General features: G+C 68.5%; 14 protein-coding genes. 7 read left to right on the top strand and 7 right to left on the bottom strand.

The annotated features are described in order from the left end of the window. From CXQ92_RS02630 to CXQ92_RS02615, 4 genes are all read right to left on the bottom strand, one after another. Complete coding sequence (locus CXQ92_RS02630) at positions 1–900, bottom strand: hypothetical protein (RefSeq protein ID WP_104165039.1); 900 nt, start codon at positions 898–900, stop codon at positions 1–3. A gap of 51 nt (positions 901–951) precedes the next feature. Further along, on the bottom strand, positions 952–2,499 hold the full coding sequence (locus CXQ92_RS02625; protein WP_258069675.1) for a DUF4389 domain-containing protein: 1,548 nt from the start codon (positions 2,497–2,499) through the stop codon (positions 952–954). Between the two features lie 426 nt (positions 2,500–2,925). Continuing rightward, positions 2,926–3,792 carry a lycopene cyclase family protein gene (locus CXQ92_RS02620; protein WP_181033528.1) on the bottom strand — a complete coding sequence of 289 codons (867 nt, stop codon included), beginning with the start codon at positions 3,790–3,792 and terminating at the stop codon, positions 2,926–2,928. A 76-nt stretch (positions 3,793–3,868) separates the two neighbouring features. After that, positions 3,869–4,363, bottom strand: a complete 495-nt coding sequence (locus CXQ92_RS02615) for a universal stress protein (RefSeq protein WP_104165034.1) — start codon at positions 4,361–4,363, stop codon at positions 3,869–3,871. 719 nt (positions 4,364–5,082) lie between these two features. Here CXQ92_RS02615 and CXQ92_RS02610 point away from each other — a divergent pair. After that, positions 5,083–5,259, top strand: coding sequence for a CsbD family protein (locus CXQ92_RS02610; RefSeq protein ID WP_104165032.1), 177 nt, complete (start codon positions 5,083–5,085; stop codon positions 5,257–5,259). A 35-nt stretch (positions 5,260–5,294) separates the two neighbouring features. Here CXQ92_RS02610 and CXQ92_RS02605 read toward each other — a convergent pair whose 3' ends face one another. Then, entirely contained in the window at positions 5,295–5,828 is a 534-nt protein-coding gene (locus tag CXQ92_RS02605; RefSeq protein ID WP_104165029.1) for a universal stress protein, read from the bottom strand. Between the two features lie 521 nt (positions 5,829–6,349). Between CXQ92_RS02605 and CXQ92_RS02600 the strand changes: the two genes are divergently transcribed. Then, complete coding sequence (locus tag CXQ92_RS02600) at positions 6,350–6,565, top strand: transcriptional regulator (protein WP_104165028.1); 216 nt, start codon at positions 6,350–6,352, stop codon at positions 6,563–6,565. Positions 6,566–6,614: 49 nt separating this feature from the next. Here CXQ92_RS02600 and CXQ92_RS02595 read toward each other — a convergent pair whose 3' ends face one another. Next, positions 6,615–7,451 carry an alpha/beta fold hydrolase gene (locus tag CXQ92_RS02595; RefSeq protein WP_258069674.1) on the bottom strand — a complete coding sequence of 279 codons (837 nt, stop codon included), beginning with the start codon at positions 7,449–7,451 and terminating at the stop codon, positions 6,615–6,617. Positions 7,452–7,798: 347 nt separating this feature from the next. Here CXQ92_RS02595 and cls point away from each other — a divergent pair, with 347 nt between their 5' ends. The 4 genes from cls (at position 7,799) to CXQ92_RS02575 (ending at position 11,472) form a co-directional block, all read left to right on the top strand. Continuing rightward, positions 7,799–9,283 carry a cardiolipin synthase gene (gene cls, locus CXQ92_RS02590; protein WP_104165024.1) on the top strand — a complete coding sequence of 495 codons (1,485 nt, stop codon included), beginning with the start codon at positions 7,799–7,801 and terminating at the stop codon, positions 9,281–9,283. Positions 9,284–9,394: 111 nt separating this feature from the next. Beyond that, entirely contained in the window at positions 9,395–9,613 is a 219-nt protein-coding gene (locus tag CXQ92_RS02585) for a hypothetical protein (RefSeq protein WP_104165022.1), read from the top strand. Between the two features lie 11 nt (positions 9,614–9,624). Continuing rightward, positions 9,625–10,089 (top strand): Clp protease N-terminal domain-containing protein, encoded by a 465-nt coding sequence (locus CXQ92_RS02580; protein ID WP_104165020.1) that lies wholly within the window; start codon positions 9,625–9,627, stop codon positions 10,087–10,089. Between the two features lie 81 nt (positions 10,090–10,170). Beyond that, a complete protein-coding gene (locus CXQ92_RS02575; protein WP_104165018.1) occupies positions 10,171–11,472 on the top strand; it encodes an alpha/beta fold hydrolase in 1,302 nt (433 codons plus the stop codon). Here CXQ92_RS02575 and CXQ92_RS02570 read toward each other — a convergent pair. Further along, complete coding sequence (locus CXQ92_RS02570; protein ID WP_104165016.1) at positions 11,462–13,849, bottom strand: excinuclease ABC subunit UvrA; 2,388 nt, start codon at positions 13,847–13,849, stop codon at positions 11,462–11,464. The two genes, CXQ92_RS02575 and CXQ92_RS02570, sit on opposite strands and share 11 nt — an antisense overlap. Before the next feature lie 156 nt (positions 13,850–14,005). Here CXQ92_RS02570 and CXQ92_RS02565 point away from each other — a divergent pair, with 156 nt between their 5' ends. Next, the gene (locus CXQ92_RS02565) at positions 14,006–14,662 is read left to right on the top strand and encodes a peptide deformylase (RefSeq protein ID WP_104165015.1); all 657 of its coding nucleotides are present in this window, start codon (positions 14,006–14,008) and stop codon (positions 14,660–14,662) included. Positions 14,663–14,667: the final 5 nt, after the last annotated feature.

The raw sequence follows: 14,667 nt of genomic DNA, 5'->3' as shown, positions 1-14,667 counted from the left end.
TCAGGCCCGTGAATGGATCCTGGTGCTCGCCGCCAGGGGCACCGTCACTTCCGGATCGCGCCTGAACGGCACCTCGAGTGCGGCCCGCAGGAACCAGCGCACCCGCAGGACGGGCGAGGTGACCGTCGGAGCGGGGACGGTCCCGGCCGTGAGGGTGAACGGTACAACGGAGCGCCTGGCCGCGTGCGCGGGGACGCGGACCTCATCGATCACCGTCTCCTCGATGAGGAAGTTGCCGGCATGGTGCTCCTTCTGGGCACGTTGGCCGGCCCAGTACATGACTTCCTCCTGCATGACGATACTGATGCTCAGGGTGCGTGCCCTGGAGTCGCTGACCGTCACGACGCCGGACACCTCCACCCCCGGATGCACGGAATGGGTGGACAGCTCGGACACGTGCAGATCCGTTGCGGCGCGGCGCCCGTCCGTCGGGTCGACGCCGGGGTCGACGTCGGCTGTGCTCCCGTCCGATTGGACGACCAGCGGATGGGAGCGGACGACGTCCCCGTTGCCCTCCGAGGACACCCGGGCACGCACCGACCAGCCGGACAGCGCGAGCTTCCCGTGAAGAGTGGGGATCGCCTCGGCGGGCACTATCAGCTGACCCACCTCGAAGCACGACTCGCCCTCGCGCAGGGTGGTGTTCGCGCTGACCAGGGTGCTCCCGATGTCCCTCGAGCTGCGCTCGGCGGCATGGTAGGTTCCGCCGAACTGGTTCCCACGCGTCTGCGTGAGTTCCAGCGAGTGCACGAGCGTGAACTGGACGGAGGTCACCCGCACGCGGCGGGTCGCGCGGATCTCCACGCTCACGGGGGTGCTGTGGCCCAGTACGGCGGTGCCCTCCGCTCCACGCTGCAGGAGGGAGAGATCCATGATCTCGTGGGGGTGAGTGGGGGTCATGATCGGTGGGCCTTTCCGTCGTGATCGGTGGGTGGGAGGTGTCGCGGACGGTCAGAGGCCGGGCGGTCGGGCGGGGGGCGGCGGTGGTTCCCTTCGTGCTGTCCCCCAACCGGCGGTGGCGCGTGGCCGGGCTTCCGGCTCCTCCGGTCCCTGATCCAGGCGGAACGGCGGATACTCGTCACGGAGCAGGAACACATAGGCTGCCACGCGATAGGTCCAGCGGTGGATGCCGATCACCAGGCCGAAGAGCGGCGCCGGATAGCGGGCCGTGAACAGGAGCGCGACCCCGGCGACGATCACCAGCAGGCCCAGCAGTGACGGCGCGGTGGTCCGGACCACGTCGCCGGAGCCGGGTATGACGACGACGGTCGTCGACCAGGCACCCGTCAGGGCAGCGACGACGAGGAGGTGCGGGAGGGCCAGCAGCCACCATTTCACGAGGACGAGGCCGCGGTGGAGCCTGGACGGGTAGGGGACCTCGAAATCGGCGGGATAGTCCGGTACGCGGGCCAGGGTGAAGGGCGGATACAGGTCTGTTCCGAGCGCGGAGGCGTAGAACTGCACGCGCCACGTCCAGCGGAAGACCCCCACGGCAAAGGCGAACAGGCCTGCCGGGTAGCGCCCGGTGAACAGGATCATGACGCCGGCGGCCACCGTGCTCACGAAGCACGCAGTCCAGAGCAGCCACAGCACCACCAGATGCGGGATCACGAGGAACCACTTCACCAGCCACAGCCACCGGGAGAGTCGGGGTTGCAGGTAGCCCGTGAGGCGGGCCGGGTGGGCCAGGAAGTCACGCGCGGGGTCGTCCGACGCGGTGCGGTGGAGGTCCTCCGGGAGCCCCCGACGCCGGTTCTCGTCGGCGGCCAGGGACGGATCGATCCCCTTTCCGAGGGCGTTCGCCCCGATCAGGATGAGTGGGACGCCGACCAGCACCAGAAGACCCGCGATCAGGAGCATCGTCAAGCCGACGGGCGCGAAGAGGCTCGACCGGAGGCCTGCCTGCAGATCGACGACGCCGGCCTGGCTGCCGTCGGCGTTCATCACCACCACCGCCCAGCTCCCGGAACGCACGTCCACGGAGATCACCTGCGTACCGGTACCGGAGGCCGACGCCGTCCAGAACGTCTGTTCGGTGGGTGGGCGCGGAGCCGAGGAGCCCGGGATCTCGCGGTAGCCGGCGCGGAAGGGGTCGGTCCGGACATCGGTCAGCTCTGTGTGCTGCACCGACGACAGGTACGCGTCGACGTCGGCCTGCCGTGCCACGCCGACGAAGACCGCCTCGGTGCTGGGCACGCCCGTGGCCGCCAGCTGGATCGTCGCGATACCCGCGGGCAGGACGCCCTCGTCGGTATCGAGTTGGACGTCCTGCAGCCGGGTGGTCAGCGCGTAGGAGTCGTAGTCGAAGCGTTCCGTGGATGTGGTGAGGAATTGCCCACCCCGCTGGAAGCCGGCGAGAGCGCTGACGAGCAGTCCGCCGAATGCAAGGCCCGCTGCTATCGAGACGAGCAAAGCGCCGAGGAGGACCATGATCAACGGTCCTGCCCGCATGGGCGTCCGAGCGGGCGGGGGAGTGGTACTCAACGAACTCGAACTCATGGCGGGCGTCCTCCCTGGTGGTACCTGGATGAGGAAGGAGCACCCCTTACTCCGGCACGGGCGCGAGCTTCCGGGTTACTCCTTCGAGGGGAGCGGGTGCGTCTCCCGGTATTTCTGGATATGCAGGGCAAGCTTGCGCTCTGCTTCCCGCCGACGCTCCATCAGGCGTTTGAGGTCGGATCCGCTGGGCCTGAGACCAATGGGCCTGAAAGTTTCGTCTTCGGTGGAGGGTTCGAGATGGATAGGGGGAGGTGCGGGGATTGTTGAGGCAATCGGTCGCTCTGTCGAGCTCATTCATCTGTCCTTCGTTCGTTCGTGAAGTGGTCGACGACCGGTTGATGCTTCCCGTGTGCTTCTCGCCGGCGTCGCACGACGACCACTCCCGAAAGGGTTGCGTCCCAGTGTCCTGCGGGGTGGGTCGGTACTCTAGGGACTTTCGTCACCATTGCGGCGGCCGCTGCAATCGCCGGTGACAGTCCCATGGGCGCTGCGTGGTGCGACAGGAGAGCGGACTGCCGAGTCGGGGTCGTGCAGCCACATCTTGAGGACGGGCTTGTCGTAGAAGTGGAAGCGGCGCGGGGGGTCGGGTCCGCTCGGCGAGCCGGTCGCGGCGAACGACGAGGCGACGCGCTCGGCCTGGTGGAGGATGCGGGTGAAGCCGTACCCCGTCGTCGCCTTGATGATCCCGGAGGCCGTGCCAACGTAGAGATGTCGTCCTCGCGACGACTGGCGACGAAGACCGAGCGGGATCACCCCTCGCTGGACGGCGAGCGTGGAGAAGTCCGTCACTCCACAGGTGTTGCGGAGGTATGCCGCGGCCGCCGTTCCGAAGGGCCAGCCCAGGGCCGGTGCATCACCACGGGTGATCCTCGTCGTCTCCACGAACGCTTCGCGTGTCGACACCGGCAGGAGGCAGTGGAGGCGGACAGGCTGCCGGCCGTCGCCCGACCTGAAATCCATGAAGGTGGCCACTGACGGGTCGAAGGATTCGCTCGCGGTCCGGACCTGCCGGATCTCACCGGTCATGAGCGGGGGAGGAGTCGCACCGGGTGGTGGGGTGGTGCTGTCACAACAGTAGGAGGCCGTGTAGCTCACCGAGGGGGTCAGCCGCAGCGGAAGGACGCCGTCGTACCAGTAGATGATGGACCGGTGCTGGTAGTGACGGCTGTCGTCGACGAGCAGGATCCGCATCTCGCCCAGGCCGGGGTGCCCGCTCAGGAAGTAGGCGAGGCTTCGTCCGGCCAGTCCACCGCCGGCGACGATCATGTCGAACTGCGCAGGTTCACGACTCACGACGACATGCTCGCCCGACGGGCCCCGCATCCGGCCAGGACGCGCCGACGACGCCGGGAGGGCGGTGGCGGGATCCTCAAGCGTCTGCGTCTTCGGTTACCTTGCCCTTGCCCGCGTTGCCCTCCCGTGGCTCGCTCTCCGTCACCTCATGAACGACGAGGACCGGACAGTGGGCGTGGGAGACGCAACTGGCGCTCACGGAGCCCAGGAGCAACCCGCGAAATGTTCCGTGACCCCGCCGGCCCACGATGAGCAGGGCGGCGTCGCGGGAGGCCTGAACGAGAGCCTTGCCGGGGTGGGCGAATATCACCGTGGTCTCGAGGCCGCTCGGGACATCTTCTCCGTAGGCCGTGGTGATGGCATGCTCCAGGTGGATCTTCGCGGCGTCGGCGAACTCACTGGTGCCGAGCGGAACGTACCCGGGGTATTCGGCCGGGTAGTCCCACGCCGCGACCGCCAGGATCGTCGCGTCGAAAACGGGTGCCAACCGCTGAGCGTACCGCAACGCCTCGACGGACTGCTGCGAACCGTCGACGCCGACGACGATTCGAGGGCCGGCTGCTGTGCTCATGGGGTTTCTCCTCGGGCTCGCTGCGATCAGGGTGGTGGTGCTGCCTGAAGCGTGCCCATCGCTTGCAGGGGGCGATAGGGGCTTTCGTCCTATGAGCAGCGGGAGGCAGTCCTTGTGGCCCTGGAGCTCACTCGCTGCAACCTCCAACATGGCTCGATGCCACCTCCCATGAGACGGGCCGCCGAGTAGGCCGGTAGGAGGCAACCGTGAATCAGGGACCAAAGACCCTGATGGGTATGGAGCATCCCGGCAACAATTGCCGGGTGATCTGCATCTCGACGGACAGCAAGGATCGTCCGGGCCGTGATGCGAACCCGGCGCACAATCGGGTGCGGGAGTTCGTGACATGTGAGGGAGCAGTACATCGCCGGTGAGAGTCCACAGGGCAGTGCCGGCCGGCAAGCACCGGGTGGCGTCCCGGACGGTCCAGGATCCATGTGCGTCGCATTTCTGCGCGACCGCGAACCGGCCCGGTTCAGGGCCACTCCTGGGGAACGGGTGAGCATTCAGGTCAGGCTCCCGCAGCCGGGAAGTGTCGACACCCGCCATGACCGTGCTCGCCACGCGGTTCGGGGCTGGAAGTCGACCTCCCGCGAACCCGATGATCAGGAAGCGTCTTCGTGGTGCAGTCGGGGTCCGGCCACTGAGCCGGACGATGGGCCGCACGCGATCGTGATCCCTCGACAGGCGGTCGGGCGTGCACGCCGAAGGAGAACACCATGAGCCTGCGCAGCAGCATCACGAATGCGGCGAAGAAGCTTGCCGGCAGGGCCAAGGAGGCCACCGGCAGGGCGACCGGAGACGAGCGACTCGAGGCAGAGGGGAAGAGGGATCAGGTCAAGGCGGACCTGAGGCAGGCTGCCGAGAAGGTACGGGACGCCTTCCGGAAGCACTAGCGGCGGGGCGTGGCCACGCAGTGGGCCGCTCCTGCTCACTCGTTGGCGTAACGGTCCATCGGTGCGTGCGACGACGAGTGCGGTGAACCAGCGTCGGAAGCGGTTCGGCCGGTCGGTTCATCCTGCTGTCCCGCATCAGTCGGCGGACGGACGACCAGGACGGGGCAGTGGGCGTGGGCCACACAGGCGCTGCTGATGGAGCCGACGAGTAGCCCCCTGAACGTCCCATGTCCGCGACTGCCCACGACGAGCAGGGCGGCGTCCCGCGAGGCCTTCACGAGGGTTTTCACAGGGTGCCCGAAGACCACTGACGCCTCGAGGCCCGGGGGAGCGTCCTCTCCGAAGGCGGCAGCCAGGGCCTCGTCCAGTTCCCTGCGGGCGGCGTGGGTGTATTCGCTGCGGCCGAGGGGGACATATGCGGGGTACTCAGCGGGGTCGTCCCATGCTGCGACGGCGCGGATGGTCGCGTCGAGGACGGGAGCCAACTTCCGGGCGAACCGCAGTGCGGCGACGGATTGTTCTGATCCATCGACACCGACAACGATCTGTGAGGCGGGCGCAGGGCTCACGACGCTTCTCCTTCTGAATCACAACGGTGGCATGAAATGCTCTGTCTCTGCACGATCTCCGCTGTCAGTCCTTCCACGTAGGGCCTTTCGTCCCCATCCACCCCGCGAGGGGTGGCCGAGGTCATGATCGGACCCGTGGATCCTACTGCCACTCGAACCGTCTGCTCAGAGGCGTGGTGTCCGGGCGAGGATCGCGATGCGCATGCTGTCGGGACTCCGCCGGGGTAGAGGTGTCGCTTGCTATTAGTTGACATAATGTAGATTATCGGCGATTCAGGAAAAGCCTCGAGAGGGGTTCCCGCCGGCTTCTCCACTGCCGGATATTTCCGCACTGGTGACCACCCGACCGACCTGCGTGGAGTCACATGCTGCATCGGAGGGCCGGCTCCATGCGTGCCCCCATGCGTGCGTCCATGGCCGGTTCGCAGCGGATCGGCAGGGTCCTCGCGCAGGATCGATTCCCGGCGGCCTGATGAGCCGCTCGATTGCCTCCACCTCCATTCGTCAACTATCATTGACGAATGGAGGTGGACAGGATGAAGACGCTTGTCGGATCGATGGATGGTAAGGGGCCGGCGGAGGCTTTGCGGATCGTCGCCGAGCTCCAGCGGGAGGTGGCGCGCAGTGAGGCCGGGCTGGTCCGTAGTGCTCGCCAGTCCGGGCTCTCGTGGGAAGCCATCGCGCAGAGCCTCGGGGTGTCCAAGCAGGCCGTCCACAAGAGGTACGGCCGGCGGTAGTTCTGCCGACCCCCGTCGCAGCGCCGGGCCGACAACTCTCCACCTGTCGCTAGGTCTGTGATCCATGGTGCGGGTGAAGGGTCCCACGGTGGATCTCATAGGACTCGGAGTACCCAGGCTCCTCAGGATCGTCGACGATCGGTTGATCTGCCATGAACTGGCGGATGACGTGAGCGAGTTCGCCCGGGTTGCTGAAATTGATCGCGTGCGCAGCCCCTTTCATGATCACCACGAGGACGTGGTTGTCCGTGCGGCTCGCGACCTCGCGGACCCGGTCGGGGCTCGGCATCAGCGGATCCCGGTCGCCGATGACCACCAGGGTCGGGACCTTCAAGGCCAGCAACCGATCGAGGGACGGGTATCGGGTGAGGGCGCGGAACATCCTGACGGTGCTGGGAACGCCGAATCGGAGGTAGTCCGGGGCTGCCACGCGCAACATCCCGACCGGCTCGCGTACGCCGTCGCGAGCGAGCTGCCGCACGGCGCGTCGTAGCGGCTGGTTGTACGCTCCCCCGGCCGGCGCGACGAGGACCGCCCGGTCCAGGCGCTCGGGATAGCGGTAGGCGAACTCGCAGATGACCGGACAGCCCATCGAATTGCCGACGAGCGTGGCCGACGTGACGTGACGGTCATCGAGGAACCTGGCGGCCGCGTGGGCGAGATCCGGCACGTCGAGGGGGTCCACCGCCCTCCCGCTGCGTCCGAACCCCGGAAGATCGGGGACCAGGGTATGGAACTCGTCGCGGAGACGTTCCGCCGTCGGCAGTAGGTACCGGCCGGACAGGCCGAAGCCGTGCACGTGCATCATGGCGGGCGCGTCGGGCCGGGCCGGTGATTCCCGGTAGAAGACGTCGACCCCGTCGATCCTCGTCCAGCGTTCCGCCAACGCGGAGGCCGCCCGCCTGGGCGGCCTTCGTCCCCTGCGTCGGGATCCGGGTAGGCCTGGCACGTCGGTCGTCATGTCGACTCCGGGGGTGAGAAGGAAGCGGAAGGGTCGCGAGGGTCGGCGCGGACCTCACCTCGGCAGCTACGGCAGCGGCGAGCACCCGGCCCAGCGCAGCCCGCATGAGTGCTCCCTCGTGGATCACCGACCACCATGCGTCGACGGTAGCGCCCGAGCCGGCGTCCCACGTCATTCCCCGGGGGTGATGTGAGAGGCGGCGCATCACCCTAGCGTGGACCGATGATCCCTCGACGGCGGTACCTCATCACCGACCACGGAGAGGCGGACTGATGGATCCGGTACTCAGCACGAACCTCGTGTGGATCATCGGGGTGCTCACACACCTTGCCGTCTGTATCGTTGCGCTCATCGTCATTCCGAAGCGGCGCAAGCCCACGGCGGCAATGGCATGGCTTCTGGCCATCGTGTTGCTCCCGGTCGTCGGCGTAGTGGTCTACCTCGTCATCGGCTCGCCCAAACTGCCCAAGCGACGCCGCGCGGAACAGAAGCGGATCACCGCTCTGATCGCTGCGGCTGCTGAAGGACTCGACCTGACCCCGCAACGCGACAGCTGGCCGGAGTGGTTCGCCAATGTCACCCGACAGAACCAGTTGCTGGGCGGCATCCCGGTCGTCGGCGGCAATACCGGCACTCTCCTGGGCGACTATCGACAGTCCATCGAGTCCATGGCCGCGGAGATCGACACTGCAGCGCGGTTCGTGCACGTGGAGTTCTTCATCGTGTCCTTCGACGACACCACCAGAAGTTTTTTCGCAGCGATGGAAGCCGCCGTCGGCCGTGGCGTCACGGTGCGCCTGCTCGCCGACCACGTCTCCTCCGCGAGGACAGTGCACAGCAAGGAGACCTTCGCTGAACTCGACCGCATCGGCGTGCAATGGAGCTACATGTTGCCGGTCATGCCACTGAAGGGCAAGTATCAACGGCCCGACCTCCGCAACCACCGGAAGCTGGTGGTGGTCGACGGGCGGGTGGGCTTCATGGGCTCGCAGAACCTGATCGACCGCAGCTACAACGCTCCGAAGAACATCAGACGCGGTCTGCAGTGGCAGGAGCTGGTGACTCGGCTCGAGGGACCGGTGGTGGCCGGTCTGAACGCCGTGTTCCACTCGGACTGGCTGACCGAGACCGGGGAACAGCTCGATCCGGCGTCGCCGACTGCGAATCTGCCTGTTCGCAGTGCCGTCTTCGATCGGTCCACGGATGCCATCGAATGCCAGGTGGTGCCGAGCGGACCGTCCTACGAGACCGAGAACAACCTGCGCCTGTTCCTGTCCCTGATGTACGGGGCGTCGAGACGAGTGATCATCACGAGCCCGTACTTCGTCCCCGATGAGGCGATGATGTACGCCATCACGTCCGCCTGCCAGCGCGGCCTCGATGTCCAGCTCTTCGTCTCGGAGATCGGTGATCAAGGTCCGGTCTTCCACGCCCAGCGTTCCTACTACGGGGAGCTCCTCGATGCCGGGGTGCGGATCTTCCGCTACCCGGCGCCGTACATCCTGCACGCGAAGCACCTGTCGATCGACGACGACATCGCGGTCATCGGGTCCAGCAACATGGACATTCGTTCCTTCAACCTCGATCTCGAAGTGTCGCTCCTGGTGCGTGGCCGCGTCTTCGTGCAACGGATGCGCGAGGTCGAGGAGCACTACCGGTCCGTGTCGAGTGAGTTGACCCGCGACGAGTGGGCACGGGAACCGCTCTCGTCCACCAGCCTCGACGGTGTCGCGCGGCTCACATCGGCCCTGGAGTGACCGGCAACCACTCCAGGGGTACTCCCCCGCCGTGCTGCGGACTTCCTCCTACGGGAACCCCGGTCATCAACAAATGTTGACACCCCGATCTCATCAACATAAGTTGATGTCATGGACCTCACCTCGCCGCCTCCTCCCGAAACACCGGCGGACGCTCTCGCTGCTGTCGTCGCCCTGCGCCGGCTCGCCGCATCCCTCGAGCGCTCCGCGGTCGACGAGGCCCTGGCCCAGGGATGGACCTGGGCCCAGATCGGTGCTGCGCTGAACCTCAGCGCACAGGCTGCACACAAGAGGCTCTCCCCCGGCCATCGCCGACCCTCCTACGACTGAACAGGATCATCATGGGCATCAGAACCGCAGTCTCCGACGTCTCCTTCATGAAGTCGCTCTTCACCGCCGCAGAACGCATCGCGCACGACCTGGGAGACCCGGTGATGGGCGCCGAACACCTGGTCATCGCCGCGCTGGATCGCGGAGACCTCGACCGCTCCGAGCTCGCCCCCCTCCCGCTCGACGGGCCGCGGTTCCGCGCCGCCGTGATCGCCGTGCATGCGGATGCCCTGGGATCCCTCGGCGTCGCCGGAACCAGCACTCCCATCGACGAGGAACCGCGGGGTGCCCTGCACAGCACCTCTGCCGCCCAGGCCGTGTTCCAGGACGCGCGCAGGAGTGCCCGGGCACGGCGAGCGCCCCTGCGCGCCGTCGACATCATCGCGGCGGCCGCACGGCTCGACTACGGGACCACCGCCCGCGCCATCGACCGCCTCGGCATCAGCCGCGCCGATCTGCAGGCCCTCGCCCGGTAGGACGCGCGGGAGCCGCGGACGCCTCGGAGAGGACGTCTTCGGGAGGATGCACGTCGAGGGGACCGTACGTACACTCGGGCGATGGACCGAGATGCCCTGACTGCCTCGCACCGCCCCGATCCCCTCCGGAAGGCGCGCCTCGGGTGGCTGGTGGCCGGCGCGTCGGGGGCGGGGCTCCTCCTTGCCCTGGTGCTGGCGGCCGCTCCCTTCATCCCGGCGACGGAAAGCGGCGTGACGGGGGCCCTGCTCCTCGGGTTCGCCTTCGGGTGGGCCCTGGTGGCGGTGCTGTCGGTGGGATTCTCCGACCAGCCGCAGGGGTGGGCCGGGGTTCCCGCGGTGTTCATGGGCCTGGGCGGTCTGCTCCTGATCGTGTTCGGTGCCCCGATGCGGGAAGCGCTCGCCTGGATCTGGCCTCCCGCCCTCCTGGTGCTGATGATCTGGACGGCGTCGAGGATCCACCGGCAGCTCCGGAGCAGGGGCGCCCGCATGCTGCTCTACCCCGTGATCGCGCTGCTGGTCCTCGCGTCACTGACCGGCGGGTACGAGACCGTGCGGGGCGCCGTCCGTGCCGGAAGCATCCCGGAGCAGGGCCGGCTGATCGACGTCGGCGGGCACCGCCTGTACCTGCACTGCACCGGGTCCGGCGGGCCCACCGTGGTGATCGAACCGGGCGCGGGCCTGGCGTCGTCGGACCTGGCCCTGGTCTCCCCCGCCGTGGCCCGTGAGACCCGGGTCTGTGTCTACGACCGCGCGGGGCGAGGGCGGAGCGACCCGTCGGACGTCCCGCAGGACGGCGCGCGGGTCGCCGCCGACCTGCACACGCTGCTGCAGCTCGGGGACGAGCCCGGCCCCTACGTGCTGGCAGGCCATTCCTTCGGCGGTCTGTATGCCCTCACCTTCGCCGCCCGCTACCCCGAGGAGGTGGCCGGTCTGGTGTTGGTCGATTCGACCGCGCCGGCATCGGATCCGCCTCCCGACCCGGCGCGAGCGGCGGACCCCGGTGACACGACGCAGCGGATCTCCGCGCTCGTCGCCGCCGGTGGTCGGCTCGGAGTCGGCCGCCTCCTCGGTGTGGAGTCGGCCGACCACCTGCGGAGCACGGTCGACGAGTACCTCCTCGCCGGGTCCTCGGTGGACCAGGCCGCGGAGCTGCGGACCTTCGACGGCAAGCCCCTGGTCGTGCTGTCGGCGGGCCGTGGAACCAGGCCGGGGTGGGCCGCGTCGCAGGACGCCCTCGCCGCGCTGTCGGGCGACTCCCTGCACCGCGTCATCGAGGGGGCGACGCACGGCTCGCTGCTCGGCACCGAACAGGACGCAGCGCAGACCGCCCAGGGGATCCTCGACGCCGTCTCCGCGGCCCGCGAGCGCGACGCTAGTCCTTGACGTACTCCGCCAGGTGGCGCCCGGTGAGGGTCGAGCGTGCGGTGACGAGGTCGGCCGGCGTGCCCTGGAAGATGATGGCGCCGCCGTCGTGGCCGGCCCCCGGGCCCATGTCGATGATCCAGTCCGCATGCGCCATGACGGCCTGATGATGCTCGATGACGATGACCGACTTCCCGGCGTCCACCAGGCGGTCCAGCAGGCCCAGCAGGTTCTCGACGTCGGCCAGGTGGAGCCCAGCGGTGGGCTCGTCCAGGACCAGGATGCCGCCCTTCTCCCCCATGTGGGTGGCCAGCTTCAGGCGCTGGCGCTCGCCGCCGGACAGCGTCGTCAGCGGCTGCCCGAGGCTCAGGTACCCCAGCCCGACGTCGGACAGCCTGTTGAGTACCGCCGCGGCGGCGGGCACCTTCGACTCGCCGGTCCCGAAGAACGCCGCGGCGTCCGAGACGGGCATCGCGAGGACCTCGCTGATGTCCTTGCCGCCCAAGGTGTAGTCCAGCACCTCGGCCATGAACCGCTTGCCGTCGCACACCTCGCAGGTCGTCGCGACGCCCGCCATCATGGCCAGGTCCGTGAAGATGACCCCTGCGCCGTTGCAGGTGGGACACGCGCCCGCGGAGTTGGCACTGAACAGGGCCGGCTTCACGCCGTTGGCCTTCGCGAACGCCTTGCGGATGGGCTCGAGCATCCCGGTGTAGGTGGCCGGGTTGCTGCGGCGCGAGCCCTTGATGGCCCCCTGGTCCACCGCGACCACGCCGTCCCGCCCGGAGACCGACCCGTGGATGAGCGAGCTCTTGCCGGATCCGGCCACGCCCGTGACGACGCAGAGGACGCCCAGCGGGATGTCGACGTCGACGTCGCGCACGTTGTGCGCCGACGCCCCCCGGATCTCCAGTGCGCCGTGCCGCGGCCTCACCGACGCTTTCAGGGCGGCGCGGTCGTCGAGGTGGCGGCCCGTGAGCGTGCCGCTGCGGCGCAGGCCCTCCACGGACCCCTCGAAGCAGACGCTCCCTCCGGCCGTGCCGGCACCCGGGCCGAGATCGACGACGTGATCGGCGATCGCGATCATCTCGGGCTTGTGCTCGACCACCAGCACCGTGTTGCCCTTGTCCCGCAGGCGCAGCAGCAGGTCGTTCATGCGCTGGATGTCGTGCGGATGCAGGCCGATCGTCGGCTCGTCGAACACGTACGTGACATCCGTGAGCGAGGACCCGAGGTGGCGGATCATCTTGGTCCGCTGGGACTCGCCCCCGGAGAGCGTGCCGGACGGACGGTCGAGGCTGAGGTAGCCGAGCCCGATCTCGACGAAGGAGTCGAGGGTCTCCCCCAGCGCCGACAGCAGCGGCGCGACCGACGGCTCGTCGAGCCCCCGCACCCAGGCGGCGAGGTCGCTGATCTGCAGGGCGCACGCATCGGCGATGCTGATGCCGCCGATCTTCGAGGAACGAGCGGCCTCGCTCAGCCGGGTGCCGTGGCATGCGGGGCACCGGGTGAAGGTGATGGCGCGGTCCACGAACGCGCGGATGTGCGGCTGCATCGACTCGCGGTCCTTCGACAGCATCGACTTCTGGATCTTCGGGACCAGACCCTCGTAGGTGATGTTGATGCCGTCGACCTTGATCTTGGTCGGTTCCTTGTAGAGCAGGTCCTTCAGCTCGTGCTCCGTGAACTCGCGGATGGGCTTGTCCGCGTCGAAGAATCCGCAGCCGCCGTAGATCCTCCCGTACCAGCCCTCCATGCTGTACCCGGGGATGGTCAGCGCTCCCCCGGCAAGGGATCTGGTGTCGTCGTAGAGCTGGGTGAGGTCCACGTCCGTCACGGATCCCATCCCCTCGCAGCGCGGGCACATCCCCCCGGTGACGGTGAAGCTGCGACGCTCCTTCACGGTGGTGCCGCCGCGTTCCATCGTGACGGCGCCGGCCCCACTGATGGAGGCGACGTTGAAGGAGAAGGCCTGCGGCGAGCCGATCTGCGGCTGTCCCAGCCTGGAGAACACGATGCGCAGCATGGCGTTGACGTCCGTGGCGGTGCCCACGGTGGACCGGGGATTCGCTCCCATGCGCTCCTGGTCCACGATGATCGCCGTGGTCAGGCCGTCGAGCACGTCGACGTCGGGCCGGGCGAGCGAGGGCATGAAGCCCTGCACGAACGCGCTGTACGTCTCGTTGATCATCCGCTGCGACTCGGCCGCGATGGTTTCGAAGACCAGGGAGCTCTTGCCCGACCCCGAGACGCCGGTGAAGACGGAGAGCCGGCGTTTCGGGATCTCGATCGTGACGTCCTTCAGGTTGTTCTCCCGTGCACCCCGGACCCGGATGAGGTCGTGGCTGTCCGCCGCATGCGCCGCTGTCGGGTCGACGTCGGTGGTGATGGTGCTCATGGGGCCTCCAATGACCGTGTGAGAGCCCGTTCCGGTATCCCGCCGGGCACCGCGGCGTCGGGCTCGGCGCGGCATCTCCGATTCTCGGTCCTCCCGCCGTCCCCGGGCAATGGGCCGGGCGCCCGTTCGTGTCCGCGTCTGTGCTTTGCTGGAGGGATGACCGCCGATGCTCCACGGACCCCTGTCGTCGCCCCGCTGCCGCGGGAGGCGATCGCAGCCCACGTCGAGTCCGTCCTCGCCGCGGACCTCCCGCCGATCGTCGCCGCCGGCCACCCGGTCCTGCGCCGTCCCGCGCAGGACTACGAGGGAGAACTCGACGACGGCACCCTCGTCCGGCTGATCGCCACCATGCGCCGTGTCATGCACGCTGCACCGGGCGTGGGCCTCGCCGCACCGCAGATCGGCATCCCCCTGCGGATCGCCGTCCTCGAGGACCAGGGGACCGCCGATCCGGTGGTCGCCGCGGCGCGGACCCGCGCTCCCCTGCCCTTCACCGTCCTCATCAACCCGCGCTACGCGGCCGTCGAGGACAAGCGTGATGCGTTCTACGAAGGCTGCCTCTCCGTGCCCGGCTACCAGGCGGTCGTCGAGCGACACCACCGCATCGAGGCCACCTACACGCAGCCGGACGGCCGCACCGTCACCACGGGGTTCCAGGGCTGGCCGGCGCGGATCGTCCAGCACGAGACGGATCACCTCGACGGGATGCTCTACCTCGACCGGGCGATCCTGCGCTCGCTCACCGCCAACCAGGAGCACCATCGGTGGGCCCAGCCGACGGTCGACGAGGCGCGGCGGGGACTCGGCTTCTGACCCCG

It is taken from the genome of Arthrobacter sp. SX1312 (assembly GCF_002929295.1).
In the GTDB taxonomy this organism is placed as follows: Bacteria; Actinomycetota; Actinomycetes; order Actinomycetales; family Micrococcaceae; genus Arthrobacter_D.
This window is presented reverse-complemented; position numbering and strand designations above follow the sequence as displayed.